Source organism: Bradyrhizobium sp. INPA03-11B (assembly GCF_040446015.1).
Classification (GTDB): domain Bacteria; phylum Pseudomonadota; class Alphaproteobacteria; order Rhizobiales; family Xanthobacteraceae; genus Bradyrhizobium; species Bradyrhizobium macuxiense_A.
In genome coordinates, this window is the sequence record NZ_JASGSR010000074.1 from 19,300 (window position 1) to 39,355 (window position 20,056).

Annotated in this window: 19 protein-coding genes; 16 read left to right on the top strand and 3 right to left on the bottom strand. The window is 63.7% G+C overall.

The window, feature by feature from the left end; all coding sequences use genetic code 11:
• Positions 1-73: 73 nt before the first annotated feature.
• The 9 genes from QMZ05_RS26785 to QMZ05_RS26825 all read left to right on the top strand — a co-directional run bounded on the left by QMZ05_RS26785 (position 74) and on the right by QMZ05_RS26825 (position 8,038).
• Positions 74-916, top strand: a complete 843-nt coding sequence (locus QMZ05_RS26785; RefSeq protein ID WP_353703482.1) for a type II secretion system F family protein — start codon at positions 74-76, stop codon at positions 914-916.
• A complete protein-coding gene (locus QMZ05_RS26790) occupies positions 913-1,818 on the top strand; it encodes a type II secretion system F family protein (protein WP_353703483.1) in 906 nt (301 codons plus the stop codon). Before QMZ05_RS26785 ends, QMZ05_RS26790 begins: the two co-directional genes overlap by 4 nt.
• 18 nt (positions 1,819-1,836) lie before the next feature.
• A complete protein-coding gene (locus tag QMZ05_RS26795) occupies positions 1,837-2,490 on the top strand; it encodes a methyltransferase (RefSeq protein WP_353703484.1) in 654 nt (217 codons plus the stop codon).
• Between the two features lie 6 nt (positions 2,491-2,496).
• Positions 2,497-2,964 (top strand): hypothetical protein, encoded by a 468-nt coding sequence (locus QMZ05_RS26800; protein WP_353703485.1) that lies wholly within the window; start codon positions 2,497-2,499, stop codon positions 2,962-2,964.
• A 9-nt stretch (positions 2,965-2,973) separates the two neighbouring features.
• Positions 2,974-4,374 carry a pilus assembly protein TadG-related protein gene (locus QMZ05_RS26805; protein ID WP_353703486.1) on the top strand — a complete coding sequence of 467 codons (1,401 nt, stop codon included), beginning with the start codon at positions 2,974-2,976 and terminating at the stop codon, positions 4,372-4,374.
• The gene (locus tag QMZ05_RS26810) at positions 4,374-4,790 is read left to right on the top strand and encodes a TadE family protein (RefSeq protein WP_353703487.1); all 417 of its coding nucleotides are present in this window, start codon (positions 4,374-4,376) and stop codon (positions 4,788-4,790) included. Before QMZ05_RS26805 ends, QMZ05_RS26810 begins: the two co-directional genes overlap by 1 nt.
• 416 nt (positions 4,791-5,206) lie before the next feature.
• A complete protein-coding gene (locus tag QMZ05_RS26815) occupies positions 5,207-6,865 on the top strand; it encodes a type II and III secretion system protein family protein (RefSeq protein WP_353703488.1) in 1,659 nt (552 codons plus the stop codon).
• Positions 6,866-6,877: 12 nt separating this feature from the next.
• Entirely contained in the window at positions 6,878-7,270 is a 393-nt protein-coding gene (locus tag QMZ05_RS26820) for a hypothetical protein (protein WP_353703489.1), read from the top strand.
• Between the two features lie 201 nt (positions 7,271-7,471).
• On the top strand, positions 7,472-8,038 hold the full coding sequence (locus QMZ05_RS26825) for a tetratricopeptide repeat protein (protein ID WP_353703490.1): 567 nt from the start codon (positions 7,472-7,474) through the stop codon (positions 8,036-8,038).
• A 283-nt stretch (positions 8,039-8,321) separates the two neighbouring features.
• Here QMZ05_RS26825 and QMZ05_RS26830 read toward each other — a convergent pair whose 3' ends face one another.
• Positions 8,322-9,455, bottom strand: coding sequence for a hypothetical protein (locus QMZ05_RS26830; RefSeq protein WP_353703491.1), 1,134 nt, complete (start codon positions 9,453-9,455; stop codon positions 8,322-8,324).
• A 240-nt stretch (positions 9,456-9,695) separates the two neighbouring features.
• Positions 9,696-9,962: a hypothetical protein gene (locus QMZ05_RS26835; RefSeq protein ID WP_074126508.1), complete on the bottom strand. Its 267-nt coding sequence runs from the start codon at positions 9,960-9,962 to the stop codon at positions 9,696-9,698.
• 375 nt (positions 9,963-10,337) lie between these two features.
• Here QMZ05_RS26835 and dinB point away from each other — a divergent pair, with 375 nt between their 5' ends.
• Together dinB and QMZ05_RS26845 are read left to right on the top strand one after the other, a co-directional pair.
• A complete protein-coding gene (dinB, locus tag QMZ05_RS26840; RefSeq protein WP_353703492.1) occupies positions 10,338-11,585 on the top strand; it encodes a DNA polymerase IV in 1,248 nt (415 codons plus the stop codon).
• A 114-nt stretch (positions 11,586-11,699) separates the two neighbouring features.
• On the top strand, positions 11,700-11,909 hold the full coding sequence (locus QMZ05_RS26845) for a hypothetical protein (protein ID WP_050424668.1): 210 nt from the start codon (positions 11,700-11,702) through the stop codon (positions 11,907-11,909).
• 133 nt (positions 11,910-12,042) lie between these two features.
• Here the strand turns inward: QMZ05_RS26845 and QMZ05_RS26850 are convergent, their stop codons facing one another.
• Positions 12,043-12,858 carry a GDSL-type esterase/lipase family protein gene (locus QMZ05_RS26850; RefSeq protein ID WP_353703493.1) on the bottom strand — a complete coding sequence of 272 codons (816 nt, stop codon included), beginning with the start codon at positions 12,856-12,858 and terminating at the stop codon, positions 12,043-12,045.
• Here QMZ05_RS26850 and QMZ05_RS26855 point away from each other — a divergent pair.
• From QMZ05_RS26855 to QMZ05_RS26875, 5 genes are all read left to right on the top strand, one after another.
• Complete coding sequence (locus QMZ05_RS26855) at positions 12,845-13,909, top strand: hypothetical protein (protein ID WP_353703494.1); 1,065 nt, start codon at positions 12,845-12,847, stop codon at positions 13,907-13,909. The genes QMZ05_RS26850 and QMZ05_RS26855 overlap by 14 nt on opposite strands.
• A 142-nt stretch (positions 13,910-14,051) precedes the next feature.
• Positions 14,052-14,765, top strand: a complete 714-nt coding sequence (locus QMZ05_RS26860; RefSeq protein WP_353703495.1) for a secretin and TonB N-terminal domain-containing protein — start codon at positions 14,052-14,054, stop codon at positions 14,763-14,765.
• A complete protein-coding gene (locus QMZ05_RS26865) occupies positions 14,762-15,316 on the top strand; it encodes an RNA polymerase sigma factor (RefSeq protein ID WP_353703496.1) in 555 nt (184 codons plus the stop codon). The genes QMZ05_RS26860 and QMZ05_RS26865 overlap by 4 nt, the downstream gene beginning before the upstream one ends.
• Positions 15,317-15,342: 26 nt before the next feature.
• The gene (locus QMZ05_RS26870) at positions 15,343-16,320 is read left to right on the top strand and encodes a FecR domain-containing protein (RefSeq protein WP_353703497.1); all 978 of its coding nucleotides are present in this window, start codon (positions 15,343-15,345) and stop codon (positions 16,318-16,320) included.
• A gap of 125 nt (positions 16,321-16,445) precedes the next feature.
• The coding region (locus QMZ05_RS26875; RefSeq protein WP_353703498.1) for a filamentous hemagglutinin N-terminal domain-containing protein at positions 16,446-20,056 on the top strand (3,611 nt) is incomplete at its 3' end.

A 20,056-nucleotide genomic window follows, 5' to 3' on the forward strand; every position in this document is an offset into this window, starting at 1 on the left:
CCTGGTCATCGTTCTGGTGCTTCTGCTGTGTGCGACGCTCAACACGCTGTGGCTCGACTCGCGACAGCGGCGCATGGACCGCCAGCTCGAGATTGCTCTGCCGACGGCTCAGGCGGCAACCCTGGTGTCCATTCGTCGCGCGGCCAAGGCTTCGCGTTGGAATTTGCTCGATCGCCTGGCCAACTACCGTCCCGAGATGGTGTACGCCGTGCGCCCGGTCTATGTGCTGCTTGCCGGGGCATTCGCGGCAGCCGCGGTCCTCTATGCCAACGAGTTCTTGAAATTCTCCGGCCTGAAGGCGGGGATCGCGGCTGCGATCGTCGCCCTGCTGGTCGTGCGCGGTCTGTTTGGATGGCAGCAGCGGCGGGTCGCAAATCAACTGTTCCAGCAGCTTCCCGACGCGATCCAGTTGGTGACGAGCACCGTCCGGTCGGGGTTGCCGGTCAACGAAGCGTTCCGCACCATCGCGCGCGAGATGCCGCAACCGACATCCGGGCAATTCGCCATCGTCTGCAGCGAATTGAACCTGGGCAGGTCGCCTGAGGAGGCCGTGGAAGATGTCTATCGGCGGACGCAGGTGCCGGAATATGCGATGTTCGCAGTGACGCTTGCGGTGCAATTGAAGACCGGCGGCAGTCTCGCGGAAACGCTGCAGACGCTGGGCGAGACGGTCAGTCAGCGGGTTGCGCTGGCGGCCCGTGCCAGGGCGCTGGCGGGAGAGGTCATCTTCTCCTCGCGCGCCCTCACGGCCGCGCCGGCGCTTATTGGCGGGCTGCTCTACTGGATCAATCCGCGGTCGGTCGACCTGCTGTTTTCCGATCCGCAAGGAAACATGCTGCTTGCGTATGCGGTGTGTTCGGTCGTGATGGGGCATTTCGTCATCCGCTGGATGGTGAGAAGGGAAACGTCGCTATGACGGCCGGTGTCGGTCTCGCAGCTCTCGCCGTCGCAGTCGCGGCTGCGACCTTCCTGTTGATCATCCGCGAGGTGCATCTCCGCGCGCTGGACACGCGTGTGTCGAACGCGGTGCTGGGCATCCCCGACCGATCGGGCTCGAAGGACCTGATTGGGTGGCTTTCATCGGTCGGCGAGCGCTACAGGCGCTTCTACGCGCAGGAAAATCTCGCCGAGTTGCGCTTGGTCCTGCAATCGGCTGGCTTCAATCACTATCGGATGTTGCCGATCTGGATCGGCTTCAAGATGGTGAGCTCGTTCCTGCTTCCGATCGCGGCCTTCGCCATCTCGCAAATTCTGGGAAGGCCGTTCAGCGACGTGTTGATCTTCACGTTCGTGGGCCTGGCGATCGGAATCATGGCCCCACGCCTGATTCTCATGGTCACGAAGCGGCGCTTCGATTCGGCGATTCGAGCGGGCACGCCCGATATGATCGACCTGCTTGTCGTCTGCAGCGAAGCGGGCATGGGCCTGGAGAGCGCGCTGGAACGCGTAGCGGACGAAATGCGGGAGACCAATCCCTCGATCGCCCATGTGTTGCACGGTCTGCTTGATGATCTCCGGGTCCTGCCGACCCGTGCAGAGGCGTTCGAGAAGCTTGCTGCCACGTCGGAGGGGCTCCGTCGTTTCGGCACCATGGTCAGCCAAAGCCTGCAATACGGCACGCCGCTGAGCCAGGCGCTGCGCAGCATCGCGACCGATTTGCGCCGGGAGCGCATCACCAAGCTGGAGGAGAGGGCGCACAAGCTGGGCGCCAAGCTCACCGTTCCGATGGTGCTGTTCCTGCTGCCGGCGATGTTCGTCATCCTCGGCGGAAGCCCGTTCCTCCACCTCATCCGCACGTTCACCAACCTCGGTCACTAGGCCAAGAGTGCAGGTACCATGAGTGCAAGTACAATGACATTGCCGGCAAGCCTGGCCTACGATCGGATCACGCGGGTCCTGGGCAGCGCGTGGTTTCTCCTTCTCGGACTGGTGGTCACGCTCAAGCTCGGATCGATGGGCGGCGAGCCCTGGCCATCGATCGTGTCGAGCCTGTGCGTCGCGGTGTTCTACCTGCTGCTGGCGTTGCTGATCCTCACCCGGGGGCCGGCCAAGGCGCAGGCAGAAGGCCTGCTGCCGCGGATCGCGGCATTCGTCGGCACCTATTGGCCATGGACGATCACCTTCTTCGACAAGACCGAAGGGACGCTGGCAAACCTGGTATCCACGGTTTGCGTGCTGGCCGGCGTCATCATGATCCTCGTCACGATCCGGCACCTGGGACGGTCGTTCAGCCTGGTGCCGCAGGCGCGTTCGGTGGTGCAGACCGGTCCGTACAAATGGATCAAGCATCCTCTCTATCTGTCGGAAGAGATCGTGTTCCTCGGGGTCGTGCTGCAGCATCTGAGCTGGATGACGGTCGCCTTGCTGATCCTCCACATCGGCATCCAGGTCAGCCGGATCCTCTACGAGGAGGACGTGCTTCGGCGCACGCTTCCCGAATATTCCAGCTACGAGGCGTCGCGCTGGAGATTGATTCCCTACGTCTGGTGAGCGGCCATGCCTAGCAAGGATAGTGGTAGAAACCTCAAGCGTTCGCTGATCGCCGATCAGCGCGGCGCCGTCGCGTTCGAGATGCCGTCGGTCTACCTTTTCCTGATGTTGGTCGTTCTTATCCCGCTCGCCGATCTCGCGATCGCATTCTACCAGTACGCATCAGCGTGGGACGCGCTGCGCGCCTTCGGGCAGTCCATCCAGTACTCGCCGCCGACAGATGTGACGAATACCGGAAACTGGTCGACGACCGCGCGCAACAAGGCCGATTCCCGCTACCCCATTTCAGTCATCCAGGTGATGTGCGGCGACACCGTTACGTTGTGCGCGAGCGGCAACACCGGGTCGCCAAAATACTATAATTACAGCACGACCGTCACGCTGACGCCGATGGTGCTGACGTCGGTGTTGTGTACGAGTGGCAATGCCAATTCCTGTCAATTCACGTTGCCTTATACCGAACGGTTTCAATAGGAGTGTCCCATGCGTAACGTGCTCCGTTGCCGCCGCGGATCCGTTGCATTCGCAACTGTGGTCGCGATGATTCCGCTGATCGGATTTCTCGCTCTCGGAGGCGAGGCGGGGTCCTGGTACGTCACCCAGCAGCGTGCGCAGAATGCGGCCGATGCGGCCGCCTATTCGGGCGCCCTCCAGCAGGCCTGCGTGAACAACCCATCGACCTGCACGGCGACGGGTACGGCCGACTCTCGCGGCAAGCAGTCTGCCGCGCAGAATGCGTTCTGCAATTCAGGCGACACGTCTTATACCGGCTCCATTTGTTCGACGAGCCTTCCGACCGGCGTTTCTCAAAACGTTCAGATCGCTTCCCTGGCGACGTGGGGCGGAACGGCCGGGACCTATATTCAGGCCTCGGTCAGCCAGACACAACCAACGTATCTGGCACAATTGCTCGGGGTTTCCAGCGTGACCATCGGCGCGATAGCGGTTGCCAAGATCAACAATGTGGCGCCAAATCCACCATGCGTCCTGGCCCTGTCAGGCTCTCTGAGTTTCCAGGGAAGCCCTAACATCAATGCGCAGAATTGCGGCATGTTTTCGGACAGTCAGGCCAACAACGCGATCGACTTCACCGGCGGTGGCATGACCCTCAACGGCCCGTTATCTGCTGCGGGTGGTTGCTCGGGGAGTACAACCTTCTGCAACAAGGCTTTCCTTTATCAGCAGCCGGTTCAAAACCCCTACACCGCCCTCAATAGCGCCCTCACCACGATGTGTGGAGCGAATCCGACGCTCCCCGCCACATGCGGTCTTCAAACAGCGGGGTGCAGCAGCACAGGCATGCTCGTCCCTTACACGGCCGCCGCCCCATGCACGAACAACAACCTCCACATCACAGGCAGCACGAACGAGAATTTGTCCCCCGGCGGGAATACGGGCTGCTCAGCGACCGCAACCGTCTGCCTTTACTTCATCTCAGGTACTCTGAAGATCACTGGAACCCCCACGATCTCGGGTACGGCGATCTTCATTCTGTTGCCAGGGGCGACAATCGACAACAAGGGGAATGCGGTCATTACCATTGCAGGGCCGACTGCTTTACCAACTAGTACTAATACGGCGTTTCCTGCGGCGCTTCAGTCTTCCGCCAGCTTGTTCCAGTACATGTCCATGTACGACGCGTCAGCGACGGCTGTGCAATTTGGCGGAAATAGCAACATCAACCTGACAGGAACCATTTACGCGCCAAACGCGGCCGTGACATTTCAGGGCAATCCGACGATCAACATGGGCAATGGAACAAGCTGCGGCCAGTTGATCGCCGCGTCGGTCGCGTTCAATGGCAATGCTACTCTCGACAGCTCTGGTTGCCCGGGCCAGGTGCAGGTGAAGAGCCCGCCGCAATACGTACAATTGGTGCAGTGATGAGGAGGCTCGATCAACGCGGCGTGGCAGCGTTGGAGTTTTGTCTCGTGTTCGTGCCGCTGTGTCTCACGATTTTCGCGGTCTTCGATCTCGGGCGCTACGCGATCACCCTGCAATCGTTGCGCATGCTCGCGAACGCGGGTGCCCGGACGATCATGATCAATTGCTATAGCAACGCCGTTATCCAGAAGAATGCGCCGACCACCTGCTCGGGCGATCCGCTGCCGACGGATACGGCGAAGCAGGCGGTGGCTCCCTTCCTGTATGCCGGTGGCCTCACGCCGACGCTGAACGCCCCGGCGACGGCAACCAGTCCGATCGTTGTGACGGCAGCTTCGCCCAACTTCCAGATGATGATGCCGATCTGGGGCACCCGACTTAACGCGCCGAGCGTGACCACCCAGATTCCGTTCTGAGAAGCCCGATTCGGGGCTGGCCGGGGTTGGATCGTCCGGGCAGGCGTCCGCCCGGACGCCCGCGCCGCTGCGCGGGCCGCCAATAACCCAACCGGGCTACGGAAGTGGTGCACCCTGGCAACATCGGGCAGTTTTCTCAGCGGTTGGCGCTGACCGGCTGGGCTCTTTCCTTGCAATCAGGGCGCGCGGCGGGGGATTATCCGGAGCCGCCATTAGCGGTGTGGCGGGTGGGGATTACTGAGCGAACTGCGTCTTGGTTCGGCTCGACACGCCAGGGAATGGGAATTTCGCGAGTAACGATTTGTAGTCGGACAGACTGTAAGCTCTACGGCGTGGTGCACGAACTGGAGTGATCGGGACGTCGAGGCCGTAGGTTTACGGGGGATCGTCGCGGAGACGCGGCGAAGGGGATTGGCATGATGGGAAGTCGCGTTTCGGTTGATGCGGGACTTGGGCTGGTCGCCTTGAGCGCGATGGCGTTTGGCGCTGCGGTTGCCCTGTTTCATTTCACCGATCCTGCCGTCGCCGCGGAGCGGCGGGCTCAGTCATCCGGCGGCGTCTTCGTCAGCGAGGTGAGCGACGTCCAGCGCGTCCGGGTGACCGTCAACAAGTCCCGCACCTTCAGGCTCGAAACGGCATTTTCGACGATCGTGGCCGGTTCGCCTGACATCGCAGACGTCAAATCGCTGAGCGACCATCTGGTCTATGTCCAGGGCAAGAAGACCGGCACCACCAACGTCATCCTGTTCGACAGCTCGATGAAGCAGATCGGCATTCTCGATGTCGAGGTGACGTTCGATATCAGCAATCTGCAGCAGAACATCCAATCCGGCACCGGAACGCGCGGCATTCGCGTGTCCGCGTCCGAAGGCCAGGTGGTGCTGAGCGGCATAGCCGCCGACGCGGTCGTCGCGGAGAAGGCGCTGGCGATTGCCAAGGGCAGCGTTCCCGAAGGCGGCATCGTCGTCAACGCGATGAGCGTCGCTGCGCCGCAGCAGGTGATGCTCGAGGTGCGCTTCCTCGAGGTCAACCGCCAGGCGGGGCGCGACCTCGGTGTGAACCTGATGGCGGCCAACGCCAATGGAACCAACATCGGCATTTCGGGGCAGGGTGGCGTTGTCGCCGCTGGCCGAACTCCCATTGGGGGTATCAACACCAACAACGGTCAGTTCGGTGCCGGGGGCGGTCCAGTCGGCTCCGCGCCCACAGGCAGCCTTCCTGTGCTGGGAACGATTGGAACGCTGGTCGGGTCCGCCGGCGGCGTGTCTCCGGCCCCGTTCGGCAGCCTGCTGACCAGCATTCTTCGGACCAGCAACGGCAGTTCGGTGGACCTTCTGATCACGGCGCTGGAAACCAAGGGCCTGGCGCGCCGGCTGGCGGAGCCGAACCTGACCACGCTCTCCGGTGACGCGGCGCGCTTCCTGGCCGGCGGCGAATTTCCGGTGCCGGTCCCGACCCAGTCGTCATCCGGCTTTCCGACCGTGTCGATCGAGTACAAGAAATTCGGCGTCGAGCTGGCCTTCGTCCCGACCGTGCTCTCGCGCGGCTTGATCAACCTCCGCGTCGAGCCATCGGTCAGCGAGCTCGACTTCGCCAATTCGATCACGATCCAGGGCACCAGTGTTCCTTCGCTGACCCGCCGCGACGCGCGCACCACCGTCGAGTTGCGCGACGGCCAGAGCTTCGCCATCGCCGGCCTGCTGCAGACCCGCAACCAGCAGGACGTGTCGCAATTGCCCTGGATCGGCTCGGTGCCGGTGCTTGGAAGCTTGTTCAGCAGCAAGTCCTACCAGCAGCAGGAAACCGACCTGGTCATTATCGTGACGCCGCGCCTGGTTGCGCCGGCGGCGCCCGGCCAGCAACTGGCATCGCCGCTCGACTCCCGCCTGCCGGCCAACGATGTCGATTTCTTCCTCAACGGCCAGATGGAAGTCCGCAAGCGCTACGACGACTACGTCAATTCCGGCGGCGACGTGAAGGGACCCTATGGCCACATCATCGCGCCCAGTGCGGTCGTCCGCGCTCCGCCACCGGCTGCCGCTGCAGACCAGCCGGTCGTGAAAACCCTGAACTAGAGGAGGCGATAGATGACCATCAGATATCTGGCTGTTCTCGCCCCCTTGCTGCTCGGCGGTTGCTACGGCGTCTACGGGCATGACGAGATGGACCGCTACGTGCAGCGCTCCGACACCATCACGATGAGCGCCGGCAACGCCAAGGAGGTCAACGCCGCCACCCACACGATCCATCCATGGCCGGCCTATGTCGGCGATCGCAGGATCGCGTATGACGGGCGGCGTGCGACCGAGACGGTGAAACGCTACGGCACCACGTCGCGGCCGGTCGATCAGCTGCCCGACTTTGGCGATCCGACCAAGGCGATGGGCCAGCCGCCGCCGATCACCACGATTCAGAATGTCAACACGACCGGATTGGGAGCGGGGACCGGAGGCTCGGTGGCCGTCGGGGTGGGCAAATAGGAGTGAGCTGACGGTCTCGGTTTGGTGGCATTTGGCGTTGGGACGTCGATTTCTCGATCGACCCTGGCGGCGTGGGCCAGATACCGGAGCAGGCTCGAAAGGGAAGTGCGACGTTGGTTTCTGGCGCTGGCCTCAGTGTTTCGGTCGCGCGGTCTGTTTCTCGTAGGTAGTTTCGCGATGGTGTTTCGAATGGGGCAAGAGATGCGCTGGACTTGGGGAGCGGGACGAGGGCTGCATCGTCTCGCGCCGGCGTTGATCTGCTGCTGCTTGGCGACCGGCCTTGCCGGATGTGACTACACGACGCGGGAAGCCGCGATCGTCGCGCCCGTGGATCCGCCGGGCGGCGACCCCGTGCAGGAGCCGACCGACGTCAAATACTATCCCTCCGACGAGCCGGTGCGGTTGGGCCTCGAGCACTACAACCGCGGCAATTACGGTATAGCGCAGCGCTATTTCAAGGATGCGGTCGAGAAATCGCCAAAGGACGTGACCGCCTGGGTCGGGCTCGCGGCGAGCTATGACAAGATCCGCCGCTTCGATCTTGCCGATCAGGCCTATGCGCAGGCGATCCGGCTTGGCGGCGAGACCGTGCAGATCCTGAATGACCAGGGATATTCCCTCATGCTGCGCGGCAATCTGGGCGGCGCGCGGCGCAAGTTCGAGAAGGCGTATGCGCTCGATCCGGGCAACCCGGTCATCGCCAACAACCTCGAGCTTCTCAACGGCAGCCGGAAGTTCATCGAGCGGCCGCCGAACAATCAGCCGTAGCCTGATCGACCCCCGAGGCGGCAAATGACGCCGTAGCGCCGGGCTAAAGCGCGATGAACCTGGATCGAATCGCTTTGGCCGCGCGCTCGCTTCACCTCTCCCCACCGGGGAGAGGTCGGATTGCGCCTGGCGATGCGAAGCATCGTCCAGTGCAATCCGGGTGAGGGCTCTTGCTCCCTCGATAGACCGTAAGCCCTCACCCGATTTGCTGCGCAAATCGACCTCTCCCAAAGGAGAGGTGAACTTTCGACGCCGATGCAGCTCAACCTAATCTCGTGATGGGCTAGTTCGGCATCAGCACGGCATCGACCCGGCGGCTGTTTCGCGCGCTGATGATGATGGTGCCATTGCGGGTCGCAAATCGCGCACCGACGAGCCGCGGAACTTTCTGCGTCAGCGCGGATGGCAGCGGGATCATTCCGCCGGTGATGGGATCGCCGACATTGACCGCCGGCGCCCCCGCGCCGGCCGAAGGGGCAGCCTTGATGTATTCCCTGATCAGCTGAATCTCTTCGCGCGAGAGGTTGAGCGCAGCCTGTTCGCTGGCGGCGTCCGCAGTCTTCTTCTCCGCTTCGGCCTTGTCCCGCGCTTCGTCCTGCTCCGTGGCTTCGCGTTTCGCAGCTTCCTGTTCGAGCCTCGCAAGACGCTCCCTCAGCGGGACCAGCTCTCGACGCAGCGCGGCATTGTCCGACTTCAACGTGGAGATCTGGCCGAGTGCGATCGCTGCGGCAACGCATGCGACGACCGAAATCAGGCTGAGGCACGCAACGGCGAGCCCGGTCATTCCGCCGCGGCTATCGGCGCGTCGATCCGGTCCGTCGTCCGTGGATCGCCGTTTCCGCGCGCGGCGGAGCTTGGGCATTCTGGCGCCGAGCCATCCGGCAAGTTGCGACAGCCGGGAATCGTTTCGATCCGTCGGATGAATCGAGCCAAATGCCGGCTCGGGGACGATCGGAGCGCGTGCGGGCAGGTCGGGTGCTGCCGTTGAGCGGCTTGCGTTCGCGGTCGCGCGATCGGCAAGCTCTTCCATCAGGCGCGGCAATTGGCGAGCAATATCGTCGGGCCGCTCGACCACGGCATCGCCGATCGCATCGCGCGTGTCGGCCGCAGCAATCTCCAATCGCTCCGCCTGCGGTTCGCCGGTCTCCTGCTCGGCGAGTTCCTGTTCGGCGCGGGACGCTTCGAGCGAGCGCCACAGCGCGAGGCCGGTCTCCGTGATCTGCAGCCCGGTCTCATTGATCGAGGCCCATCCGGATTGGAACACGTCGGCGTCGCCAAGTTCGGACGATCGCTTCAGCTTCGTGGCCGCATCGCCCGCGGCGATCATGCGCTTGACTTCGCGGCTGACCTCTTCGAGCGGAATCCGCTGCTCGGGTCTTGCGGCCAGCACGCTCAGGATCGCCAGGTTGAATCTCATGTGGCGCCCCTCGATGTCCCATCAAGCGGTCGTGCAGCCGTTGCTCTCCCGCGCGGGCGACGTGCGAACCTCAGCGGAGGTCGAAGCAGATCAAACATGCCGTCGTGGATGCCCGTCAGTCGGAGAGCCAGGCAACTGTAGCGGCTCCCCCACGGGCAAACAATCCGCCTTCAGGCGCACGACGGATGGATAAGTCCGCCGGCGAACGCGACCGCCGGAATCAAACTCCACCGGCGCAGCTCAGAGAAATTCCCGAAGCCTGGAGAGCTCGATCACGTGCTCGGGCGACAGCACATCGGGAACGAGGGGAGGCTGCGATTTGGTCCGGATCTCATAGAGATGTCGGGTCTTCTCGGGCTTGCCCATGAAGTCCCGAATGCATTGGTCGAGCGTTCCGTTGACGATCATATACGGCGCGCGATCCTCTCGCCTGGAATTGCCGAGAGAAGGCCATTTGTATAGGTAGGCCGCAGCCTGGAAGTCCACCTGATGAGAGTGGTCGGTCATTCAGGATGTCTACCCGAAAAAGCCCGTCCGTCAAAGCATGCCGGCCCGCGCGCACCAGCGCAGCGGAGATGCGAGAGCCGTGCGTCGTCGCGCGCGTCGTCGGCCAAGCGTGCCATCGTGGATGCCGAGCGATCTGCCAACAGCCTCGCGGTCGCTCAACCACACCACTCTCGCTTCGATATCGCGCGAGCCGAGATGTGCGTCGACGCGGAGCGCACGCGAACGCGCGCTGACGAAGACGGCATCGCTCGCGGCGCGTGCGCCTGTAACAATTCCGGGGCGACCGGGCTTGAGGATGTTCTTGATTTGTTCTTTTGGCCGTCGTAGCGTCCAAGGACGGGCGGTCTTGCTCAGGTCAGGGATGAACGGGCCGAGATGGCAGCCGCAGCCACCATCCTTCACGCGGACCTGGATGCGTTTTACGCGTCGGTCGAGCAGCTGCTCGAGCCGTCGCTGCAAGGCAAGCCGGTCGCCGTCGGGGGCGGCGTTGTGCTTGCAGCGTCCTATGAGGCCAAGGCCTTCGGGGTGCACGGTGGCATGTCGGGACGGGAAGCTCGCCGGCTCTGCCCGCAGCTCATCTTCGTCGGCGGCCATTTCAGCGATTACCAACGGCTGGGCGACGCGGCCATCAAGGTGATCGGCGACTTCACGCCGCTGGTCGAGCGCATCTCGATCGACGAGGCGTTTGCCGACGTTGCCGGCTGCACTCATCTGTTCGGAGCGCCCGCCGAAATTGCCGCCGCGATCCGGCGGCGCGTGCGCACCGAGCTCGGCCTTGCGATCTCGGTCGGCGTCGCCCGCACCAAGCACCTCGCGAAGATCGCCTCGCAGGTTGCCAAGCCCGATGGACTTGTCGTCGTCGATCCCGACGCCGAGCTCGGCTTCCTTCATGAATTGCCGGTTGAATTGATGTGGGGCGTGGGACCGGTCACCCGGACACGGCTGGACGCGATCGGCGTCTCGACGATCGGTCAACTCGCCAAATTGTCGGAGCGCTCGCTGACACGGTTGCTCGGTCCCGCGGCGGGCGAGAAGCTTGCTGCGCTGTCCTGGAATCGCGATCCGCGACAACTCAAGCCGCATCGGCGCGCGCGCTCGGCAGGCGCACAATCGGCGCTTGGCCGAAAGCCCGCGATCGAGCAGGTCATTCGGCCGACGCTGCTTCATCTCGCCGATCGCGTCGCCACGCGGCTGCGGGCGAAATCCCGGCCCGGACGAACCGTGACGGTGCGCGTTCGTTTCGCCGACCTGAAATCGGTGACGCGCTCGATGACGCTCGATGCGCCGATCTGCACGACGACGATCCTCGCCCGGCTCGCCGAGAATCTGGTGCGCGCAGCTCTAGCCGATCACCCCAGCGAGAACTTCATTTCGCTGCTGGCGATTTCGGTGTCGCACCTCGAGGAGCATTGGGATCTCGCGCTCGAGCTTCCGCTTGGACTGGCCGATGAGGCGCTTCGCGCCGGAAGCCCGGCTGGGCTGGCGCGTTGGGCGGCGGACCGTGCCATCGACAAGGTCCGCGATCGGTTTGGCTGGGATGCGATCGGATACGGTTCGGCGGCGCTGGAGGTCGTTCGTTCGGTGCCCGACGATTTCCGCAAGCTGGCCGAGAAAGATCTCTAGCTCTGCGCCGGTTCACCGGTCTGTCATCGCATTAAGAAAAGGCAATTTGGAATCGCGGGCTTGTGAGTGGTGGCCTGGCCCGCCCGGTCTATCCTGCGCATGCGGAGGATAGCCATGAAGTTCAGCGCCGAACTGATCCAGACGATGCGCGATGCGCTAGAGACGGTGATGGCAAGCGTCCCGGCCGATCAATCCGTGTTCGGTCTCAAGGCGGCGGTTGCCGAATGCATCTTGCGGGCGGCCGCCCACGGCCAGACGTCGTTCGACGGGCTCGTGACGTCAGCATCCGATCAGCTGCAGTCGATCATTTCGATGCTGACCTAGGAGATGGGACCGCGCGCGAGGATCGCTCGCGGTCCCGTCTACCCGCCGCACGAATGGCGGCAAGCGATCATTGTCAGCAGAGCGCTGGCGCAGCGCTTGCTGGCGCTCGTTACCGCGCAGCCGCGCTGAACGCCTACGATGAACCGATGCCGTCCCTCGCGATCCTGGTCAGAGCTTCGTATCCGGATGGCGTCAGGTGCAGCAGATCGCTCTTGTAATTGGCGCACGGCGTAGTCCGTCCGCATGCGATGTTGGAGGCGTCGATCGTCCTGATTCCGAGTTCCCGGCTTCTTCGGCTGAGTTCGGAATTGACCGATCCAATGTTCTCGGCCGCACCCTTCATTTGCTCGCCTCGCGGAAGGATCTGGATCGAGTAGATCTTGCCGTTCGGCCAAAGCGCCCTGATCTCTTCAAACAGCTTTTGATAGGATTCCATCACGCCGCACGGCTTGTCGAGGTAGATGTTGTTGGTCCCGACCAGCACGATGACGGACCTCGGCTTGATCTTACGCAATCGCTCGCGCTCGTGTTCGATGAACCAGAGCGTGTTCTGAATCCTGTCGCGTCCGACGCCGAGGTTGGCCACCGGCCCGGCGCCGAGCGAGGCTGACAACTCCTTCGGCCACGCCTCAACCAGCGAGTCGCCTAGCATGACCGTCGAAACATCGCTGGTTAAGCCTGACACATTTCGCTGATATTTGCGGAGAGCATCGGCATTGTCCGGCATGGCCGGTGTCACGGCGAATTGCGCATCGGTCTTGTCGCATGCAGCTCGCGCACTCTGCGCTCGTCCGACCGACGGTAGACAGAGTGTCGCGACCATTGCTAACGTCGCCGCTGCATAGACGATTGATGTCGTTGACGCGGTGTGGCAGAGCGTTCCATCAGGCGTTGTCGATGTCATTGCGCGGTTCCATCTGAAGGCAGTCAATCCGATGTCGCTGAGCATTTCGATCCTGGGACAGTCAAACAGCATCTTGAAGGCGGGCTTTTTCCAGAAGTTTCTGGACGCTGATGACACAATTGAAGTGAAATCAGCAGGAAGGATCGGTGCATCTCCGTCCTTGCTCGGCCCTTACTTCGCCCAGGGCGACTTCTTCAAAGGCTCGGAATTTTGCATTGTCGACACGTGCGTCATCGATTTTTCGCTCCTTTCGGCCAATGCGATCGATTACTACGATGTTGTGAGGTGGGTTGAGTGGATTGGGCATTCTGCCAAACGCGCCAATTGCGAGCCGGTTTTCGTTTGCATACCGGTAAGCGACATCAACGCATCGAGGACGATCATCTCCGCCTGCATTTCAGTCTGCCAGAAGCAGGACTGGTACTACCTTGACGTCAGGGACGTCATTGCCGCCGTCGTCAAGTCCAACAACGTGGGCGCGAAGGAACTATACGCAGACGGCAGTCATCCGGCCGAGTTCCTGTCAGGGGTGATAGCCACGCACCTTGGCAATTTCTTGACTAAGATACGAAACGCGGCGAGCGCAAAGTGCAAACGCACGTTTGCATTCACGACTTACGAACGCGTCCCGCTCAGGGATCAAATCCCGAGCACTCCGCTCGAATATTCGTCGAGGCTGATAACGTTCTCCGGTGTCAGGCTGGAACGCGGAGAGACGTATCCGATCCACATCGGGTCGGATGCATCGGTCCGCGGCCTCATGGTGAATTCAGCAGCCTGCAAGAGCGTGCTGTCGATCGAGGGAGACCGAACCTTCTACAAGAACCTGCGTCTCAAGCCGTATCACCCGACCAATTTTGAGGCGAGGCTGATTCCGATTTGCAGGCCAATTCGCGACCATCAGGGGATGGTCAGGCTGTCCCTGACGAACCAGGATGTCCCCCTGAGCGATGTCACGCTGCATAGCTCGAAGGAAGAGAATGGCGAAGGCTTCGTCGAAGTCGCCGATCTCGTCGTCGAGCGAGGATACGATCTGGTGACCTACACCACCACGCGGCCCGCAGATCCGGTCTCCATCAGATGGATGCCGGATTGAAGAGGGCGCGACGCGACGGGGGTCGCCATAGCCGCCGCGCATAGCCCGCTATACGGGCTGGATCCTGCGCTGTCGTCTCACTGTCATATGCGAACGTTACCTAGCGGGCCGAATCCCGATCTTGGATCCCGCGAAGATGGCGATGGTTTTGCGTTTCCCGCACGCGGGGCGGGCGCTGCGTTCCTGGGTGATGCTGATCGTGATCGAGGTGGCGGCGGTCGCCGGCGCCGTTCAACCGCCGGCATCAGCGGCGGAACAGGTCATCGCGTTCGATATTCCGGCCCAGCCGCTTGAGGCTGCGCTCAGCACATATGGCATGATCACCCGGGTTCAACTGCTGTTCGATCCCGGTCTCACGGACGGACGTCGCGCGAACCGGCTGAAGGGAAGCTTCACGTCCGAGGCGGCGCTCCGGCAATTGCTCGCAGGTACCGGACTTGCGGCGCGCATGATCGGGGAACAGGGTTTTACGCTCGTGCCGGACGGAGCCCGGTCCGAGGCGAGCGAGATGTCGCCGTCGGTGCGCCGCTTCAATGAATATTCGGCCGCGCTGCAGGGCGCACTCCGCAGAATGCTTTGCCATGACCGGGATACGGCGCCCGGATCCTATCGCGTGCTGGCGCAGGTGTGGATCGGACCGTCCGGCACGACGGATCGCGCCCAACTCTTGACATCGTCAGGCGATGGCCGTCGTGATGCCGCGCTGCTGGCGGGCTTTCGCGAGCTTTCGGTCGGCGTACCGCCGCCCGGCGATCTGCCCCAGCCGATCACCTTGCTGGTGACGCCCGAGGGCAGCACGACGGGATACTGTCCGGAGCCACGTCCGTCCGGCCGCGGGCGCGAGGCCCGCAGATGAGCGAGCTGTTCCTGGCGCTGCGCCGGCTTCTGGTCGACGATTATCACGGCTTGAAGGAACGGCTTGGCCGACGCTTCGGCTCGTTCGATTTCGCGACCGAGGTGCTCCATGAGGCGTGGCTGCGGCTTCAGCGTGCCGATGCCGGTACGTCCGCAACCGCGGTCAAGAATCCAAGATCCTATCTCTACCGCGTCGCGCTCAATATCGCGGCCGACCGCCGGCGATCAGAGCGATCGCGGCTGGCTGCCGCCGACGTCGAGGCCATTCACCTGCGCGCGCAGGATGATCTCGACCCGGCGCGCATTGCCGAGGCGCGCCTCGAGCTGGCCGCCCTTGCCGGCGCCATCAATGCGATGCCGGAGCGCCGGCGCGCGATTTTCGTCGCCGCACGTCTGGAGGGCCTGCCATACAAGATGATTGCCGCCCGTCTGGGTGTCACGGTGCGGGTGGTCGATCGCGAGTTGGCCATCGCGCTCGAGCATCTCAGCAAGATCTGGGAAAATAGCGATGCCGGGGGAGGAACCGGCGGCCGGGGACCGTCTAGGACATGAGGGATTGTTTTGAGACGGATTGAACCATGACGACGCCAGACCGAGACCCGGCAGCGCTGCGAACGGAAGCGCTCGACTGGCTGCGCCGGTTGAACAGCGGCGAGGCCACGTCTGCCGACGCGGAAGCGCTTGATCGATGGCGGAGCAGCAGCCCCGCCCATGCCGCAGAATTCGCCAAGGCCGCGCTGTTCTGGAACGTTCTCGGCGATGCGGCCCGCAGGGCAGAGAGCGACCGGGCCGGTTCGCCGTCGGCGCTCCGCTCGGGGCGGCAGCTTGCCCGGCGCGGCTTTCTGGTCGGTGGCGCGGCGCTCGCCGCATCGGCGGCAGGTGCGCTGGTGCTCCGTCCGCCGCTCGAACTGTGGCCATCTGTCGCAGAGCTCGCCGCCGACTACCGGACCAGGACGGGGGAGCGGCGGCAGATCGAGATCGAGAAGCTTGCCGCGATCGAGCTCAACACGCGCACCAGCCTTGACCAGCAAGCGCTCGCTAGCGGCGACGTCCGGGTCGAGCTGATCACCGGAGAGGCGGCGGTGTCCACCCATGGCGGCGCGGATCGCGAGCTGGTCATGATCGCCGGCAACGGGCGCGTCGCGTCGCGCGAGGCATCGTTCAACATCCGCAAGGACGGTGCTTCGGTCGGCGTCAGTTGCGTTGCCGGCATGGTGACGGTGAGCTGCCAGGACAAAGAGATTACGATCCGCGCCGGACAGCACGTCGCCTATGATCCGCGGGGCGCAGGCGACGTCACGTCGATCGACCCTGACGCGGTCGTCGCCTGGCAGCGTGGATTGCTGGTGTTCCGGCGCGCTCCGCTGGCGCAGGTGATTGACGAGGTCAATCGCTACCGGCCCGGCCGCGTGATCCTGCTCGATACGGTGCTCGGTCGTCGCCAGGTGGTCGCGAATTTTCGCATCGATCGGATCGACGACGTCGTCGATTTCATATCGAAGGCGATGGGCATTCGGACCCGGTCGCTACCAGGTGGTGTCGTGCTGGTCGGCTGAAATCCCGGTGCGAATTTTCACCTGATTGTCGCACAAAAAATATTCGCACCAGGCCGGTAGATTCAACGAACGGCATCCGTCTTCGCGGTGGATCGGAAAAATCGATATCGCCGAGAGGACCAGGAATGCCCCATCGCCAATCCGCTCAGAGCCATGCGCGCCGCAAGACCGTCACGGCGTCCTCGCGCTCGATTTTCGTCGGGCAGGGACGGAGGCGGGCATTGCTGGCTGGAACCAGCGCGCTCGCATTGACGCTGGCCGGCATCGGCGATGCGGCGGCTCGGCCGTTCGGCAGCAACGCCGGAACGATGTCGGCGCCGACCATCGCCAGCGATGCGGCAAATGCAGCCGCCCAGCAGGCCACCGAAGCCGCAAGGCAGAGCCAGGGCGCGCTCACGCGAGCCTCTCAGGCGATCCAGGCCTTGCAGGCGGCGCAGGCTGCGGCCCGTAGCGCCGCGGCTGCGCGGCAGAGCTCGACCACGCTGCCTCAGGTCGTGGTGCCGAACGGCCTTGCGCCGGGTGGGCTTCAGGTTGCGCCCGGCGCGGTGCCGGGCTCCAACCTATGGAAGGGCGCTGATCTGCCGGTTCAATCGCCGGCCGGCGGCCAGACCACCGTCACCGTCAATCAGACCGCGCAGCAGGCCATCCTGAACTGGCAGACCTTCAATGTGGGCAGCCAGACCACGGTCAATTTCAACCAGCAAGCCGGCAGCTGGACCGCGCTCAACCGCGTCGTCGGCAACACCGGCCCAAGCCAGATTCTCGGACGCATCAACGCGCCGGGACAGGTGCTCGTCATCAACCAGAACGGCATCATCTTCGGCGGCGCGAGCCAGATCAATATCGGCTCGCTGATCGCATCGACGGCCGGCATCACCGATCAGCAATTCCTCACCGGCGGAATCTATTCGCCCCAGAGCGGCGCGGCCTACCTGCCGAGCTTCAGTGGCGCGGGCGGCAAGATCGTGGTGGAAGCCGGTGCATTGATCACCACCAGCGCGCCGGCTTCGGTGAAGTCGGGCGGCGGCTTCGTGGCGCTGCTTGGCACCGCGGTCGACAACGCCGGATCGATCACCACCCCGAAGGGACAGGCGCTGCTGGCGGCGGGCGATGATTTCATCCTGCGGTCGGGCCTCGGTACGATCACCAACCAGGTCTCCACCACCCGCGGCAGCGAAGTGGTGCCGGTGATCCGCGCAGGAAGTGCAAGTGGTACCGTCGGCAACACCGGGCTTGTTTTCGCGCAGCAGGGCGACATCACGCTCACCGGACATGCGATCACCCAGGATGGCGTGCTGTTCTCGACCACCTCGGTCGATCAGCGCGGCACCATCCATTTGCTGAACTCCGCCTCGGATTCCAGCGGCAAGGTGACGCTCACCGCCGGCAGCCTCACTACGGTTGGGCTGGAGCTTGAGTCCGACAAAACTGCGCTGAACTCGCAGCGCGATGCGCTGATTGCCGACTCGGCCACGCAAAATGTCGTACGCGCAACGCAAAATTTCGGGCAGTTCGACAACCTGTCGCGGGTAGCGGATCGCGAGGACCGTTCTCGGGTCGAGATCGTGAGTGGCGGCCTCGTCGACTTCCAGAATGGATCGCTGACGCTGGCGCCGGGCGGCCAGGTGGCGGTCTCGGCGGGCAAACGCGTGTTCGCCGAGACCGGCGCCGTCATTGATGTGTCGGGCGTGCGGGACGTGATGGTTCCGATGTCGGCCAACGCCATCAAGGTCAACATCCAGGGCAACGAGCTGCGCGACTCGCCGCAGAACCGCGACAGCGGGGTGCTCATCAGCAAGAACGTCTGGATCGATGCCCGCGATCTGACCCTGGTTCCTGGCGGCACCGGCGGCTACGCGTCGGATCGCTACTACACCGCAGGCGGCCTGCTCGAGGTCGGCGGCTATCTCAGCAACACCGGCCACAAGATCGGCGAGTGGGCTGCCGTCGGCGGCGACATCACGCTGTCCGCACCGGAGGTGGTTGCGCAGCGCGGGGCGATCTTCAACGTGTCCGGCGGGTCGGTGCAGTACCAGGGCGGATATCTTCCGCAAAACTATCTGCTCGGCCGTGATGGCCGCGTCTACAACGTCAACGACGCGCCCTCCGATCTGGCCTACGTGACGCTCGCAAACGGCTTCGTGGTCAATCACGCGCACTGGAATGTCGTCGAGGTCTATCTCAGTCCGTTCGGCAAATCGAACATGCGCTGGGAGAATGGCTACACGGTCGGCCGGGACGCCGGCCGCCTCATCTTGTCGACGCCGACTTCAGTGTTCGAGGGCGCCATCCTTGCCGACGTGATCAATGGGCAACGGCAAATCGCCGCGCGGCCCGCTAATGTCACCGACGGCTACAAGCTGACGCAGAACACGGCGCCGCTGGCCGGCGCGCTGCAGCTCGGACTCTATGATGCGCGCGGACTGGTCAATGCGTCCACGACCGACGTCAAGTTCGGCAGCGTGGCGTTGGTCTCGGCGGGGCTCGATCCGGCGGCGGCGATTCCGCTCGATCGGATCAATACCACTTGGTTCGACACCGGGATGATCAACGCCTTCGGACTGGGCGGGCTCAGCGTGGCCGCGAAGCAGGCGATCTCGACCGAGGCGCCGCTGAATTTTGCGCGCGGTGCGCAGGTCGAGTTCATCGCGCCGGTTGTTGACATCAAGGCCGATATCACCGCCCGCTCGGGCAGCGTCAGCGTCACCAATATTCTCAGGCCGGATGCGGCCGCGCTGTCACCGATTGTGCTGACGACGCCGGGCGGGCTCGCCCAGCTGACCGTCCAAAGCGGCGCAACCATCGATGTGCGCGGGCTGTGGACCAACGCGCTCAGTTCGCCGAACGATCTCTCGGGGCTTGCTTTCGTCAACGGCGGCAGCGTCAGCTTCAACTCCACGCACGGCGTCACGCTGGCGAGCGGCAGCAGCATCGACGTGTCGTCGGGTGCGGCGGTTCTCCAGAACGGCAAGACCAGAGGCGGCAAGGGCGGCGATGTGACCCTGATTGCCGACGATCGTTCGGTCGGCGGTCCCTCGGTCGGTGGCCGCCTAGTGCTCGACGGGCAGATCGAAGGCTACGGCGCGAATGGCGGCGGCAAGCTCATCATCGGCAGCGGCCCGGCGATCGTGATCGGCGGCAAGGCGCTGGCGACCGACGGCGTGTTGGGGGCCGGCGAGAAGGCGCAAGTCAATCTGCGGCTCGCGGAGGAATTGTTCATTCCGGCCGGCGCGGCCGTGCCGTTCAACTATGATGAGACGATTACCTATCTCGCGCCCGGCGACATTGCGCCGGCATCAGTCGCGGTGAATGCCACACAGACCAATCCGCTCCTGATCGGACCGAACGGGTGGACCGTTCCCAGCGGCCTCAACTTCTCGGATCTTGCCGGCCATACCTATTGGGGTGGCATGCAGATCCCGCCCGGCACCTGGGTCATGACCGATCCGTCGTCGACCAAGCTCCCCCTGGGCTTCCAGGTCGACGCCGGCGTCTTTCCGAACGGCATCGCGCTGGTCGGCACCCGGGTGATGTTCAGTGCAGGCGATGTCGCACCGGTGCCGCTGCGTTTCACCGTCGGCACGATGATCCCGGTCGGCACGGTCGCATCGCGTAGCTATGCCGTGGCCCCGTTGACCGAAATCGACACGGCGCTGTTCGGTACCGGGTTTGCGAGCTACGACGTGAACGGTCATCTCGGCCTGATGGTGGCGAACCACGCAACGCTCAACGCGGT

Bases quoted from the DNA above. Each gene is read 5' to 3' on its own strand.
- QMZ05_RS26815 (WP_353703488.1), top strand. From the start codon at position 5,207: ATGATGGGAAGTCGCGTTTCGGTTGATGCGGGACTTGGGCTGGTCGCC.
- dinB (WP_353703492.1), top strand. From the start codon at position 10,338: ATGGCAGCCGCAGCCACCATCCTTCACGCGGACCTGGATGCGTTTTAC.
- QMZ05_RS26870 (WP_353703497.1), top strand. From the start codon at position 15,343: ATGACGACGCCAGACCGAGACCCGGCAGCGCTGCGAACGGAAGCGCTC.
- QMZ05_RS26810 (WP_353703487.1), top strand. From the start codon at position 4,374: ATGAGGAGGCTCGATCAACGCGGCGTGGCAGCGTTGGAGTTTTGTCTC.
- QMZ05_RS26820 (WP_353703489.1), top strand. From the start codon at position 6,878: ATGACCATCAGATATCTGGCTGTTCTCGCCCCCTTGCTGCTCGGCGGT.
- QMZ05_RS26830 (WP_353703491.1), bottom strand. From the start codon at position 9,455: ATGAGATTCAACCTGGCGATCCTGAGCGTGCTGGCCGCAAGACCCGAG.
- QMZ05_RS26860 (WP_353703495.1), top strand. From the start codon at position 14,052: ATGGTTTTGCGTTTCCCGCACGCGGGGCGGGCGCTGCGTTCCTGGGTG.
- QMZ05_RS26785 (WP_353703482.1), top strand. From the start codon at position 74: ATGGACCGCCAGCTCGAGATTGCTCTGCCGACGGCTCAGGCGGCAACC.
- QMZ05_RS26865 (WP_353703496.1), top strand. From the start codon at position 14,762: ATGAGCGAGCTGTTCCTGGCGCTGCGCCGGCTTCTGGTCGACGATTAT.
- QMZ05_RS26855 (WP_353703494.1), top strand. From the start codon at position 12,845: ATGTCGCTGAGCATTTCGATCCTGGGACAGTCAAACAGCATCTTGAAG.
- QMZ05_RS26825 (WP_353703490.1), top strand. From the start codon at position 7,472: ATGCGCTGGACTTGGGGAGCGGGACGAGGGCTGCATCGTCTCGCGCCG.
- QMZ05_RS26805 (WP_353703486.1), top strand. From the start codon at position 2,974: ATGCGTAACGTGCTCCGTTGCCGCCGCGGATCCGTTGCATTCGCAACT.
- QMZ05_RS26835 (WP_074126508.1), bottom strand. From the start codon at position 9,962: ATGACCGACCACTCTCATCAGGTGGACTTCCAGGCTGCGGCCTACCTA.
- QMZ05_RS26795 (WP_353703484.1), top strand. From the start codon at position 1,837: ATGAGTGCAAGTACAATGACATTGCCGGCAAGCCTGGCCTACGATCGG.
- QMZ05_RS26850 (WP_353703493.1), bottom strand. From the start codon at position 12,858: ATGCTCAGCGACATCGGATTGACTGCCTTCAGATGGAACCGCGCAATG.
- QMZ05_RS26790 (WP_353703483.1), top strand. From the start codon at position 913: ATGACGGCCGGTGTCGGTCTCGCAGCTCTCGCCGTCGCAGTCGCGGCT.
- QMZ05_RS26845 (WP_050424668.1), top strand. From the start codon at position 11,700: ATGAAGTTCAGCGCCGAACTGATCCAGACGATGCGCGATGCGCTAGAG.
- QMZ05_RS26800 (WP_353703485.1), top strand. From the start codon at position 2,497: ATGCCTAGCAAGGATAGTGGTAGAAACCTCAAGCGTTCGCTGATCGCC.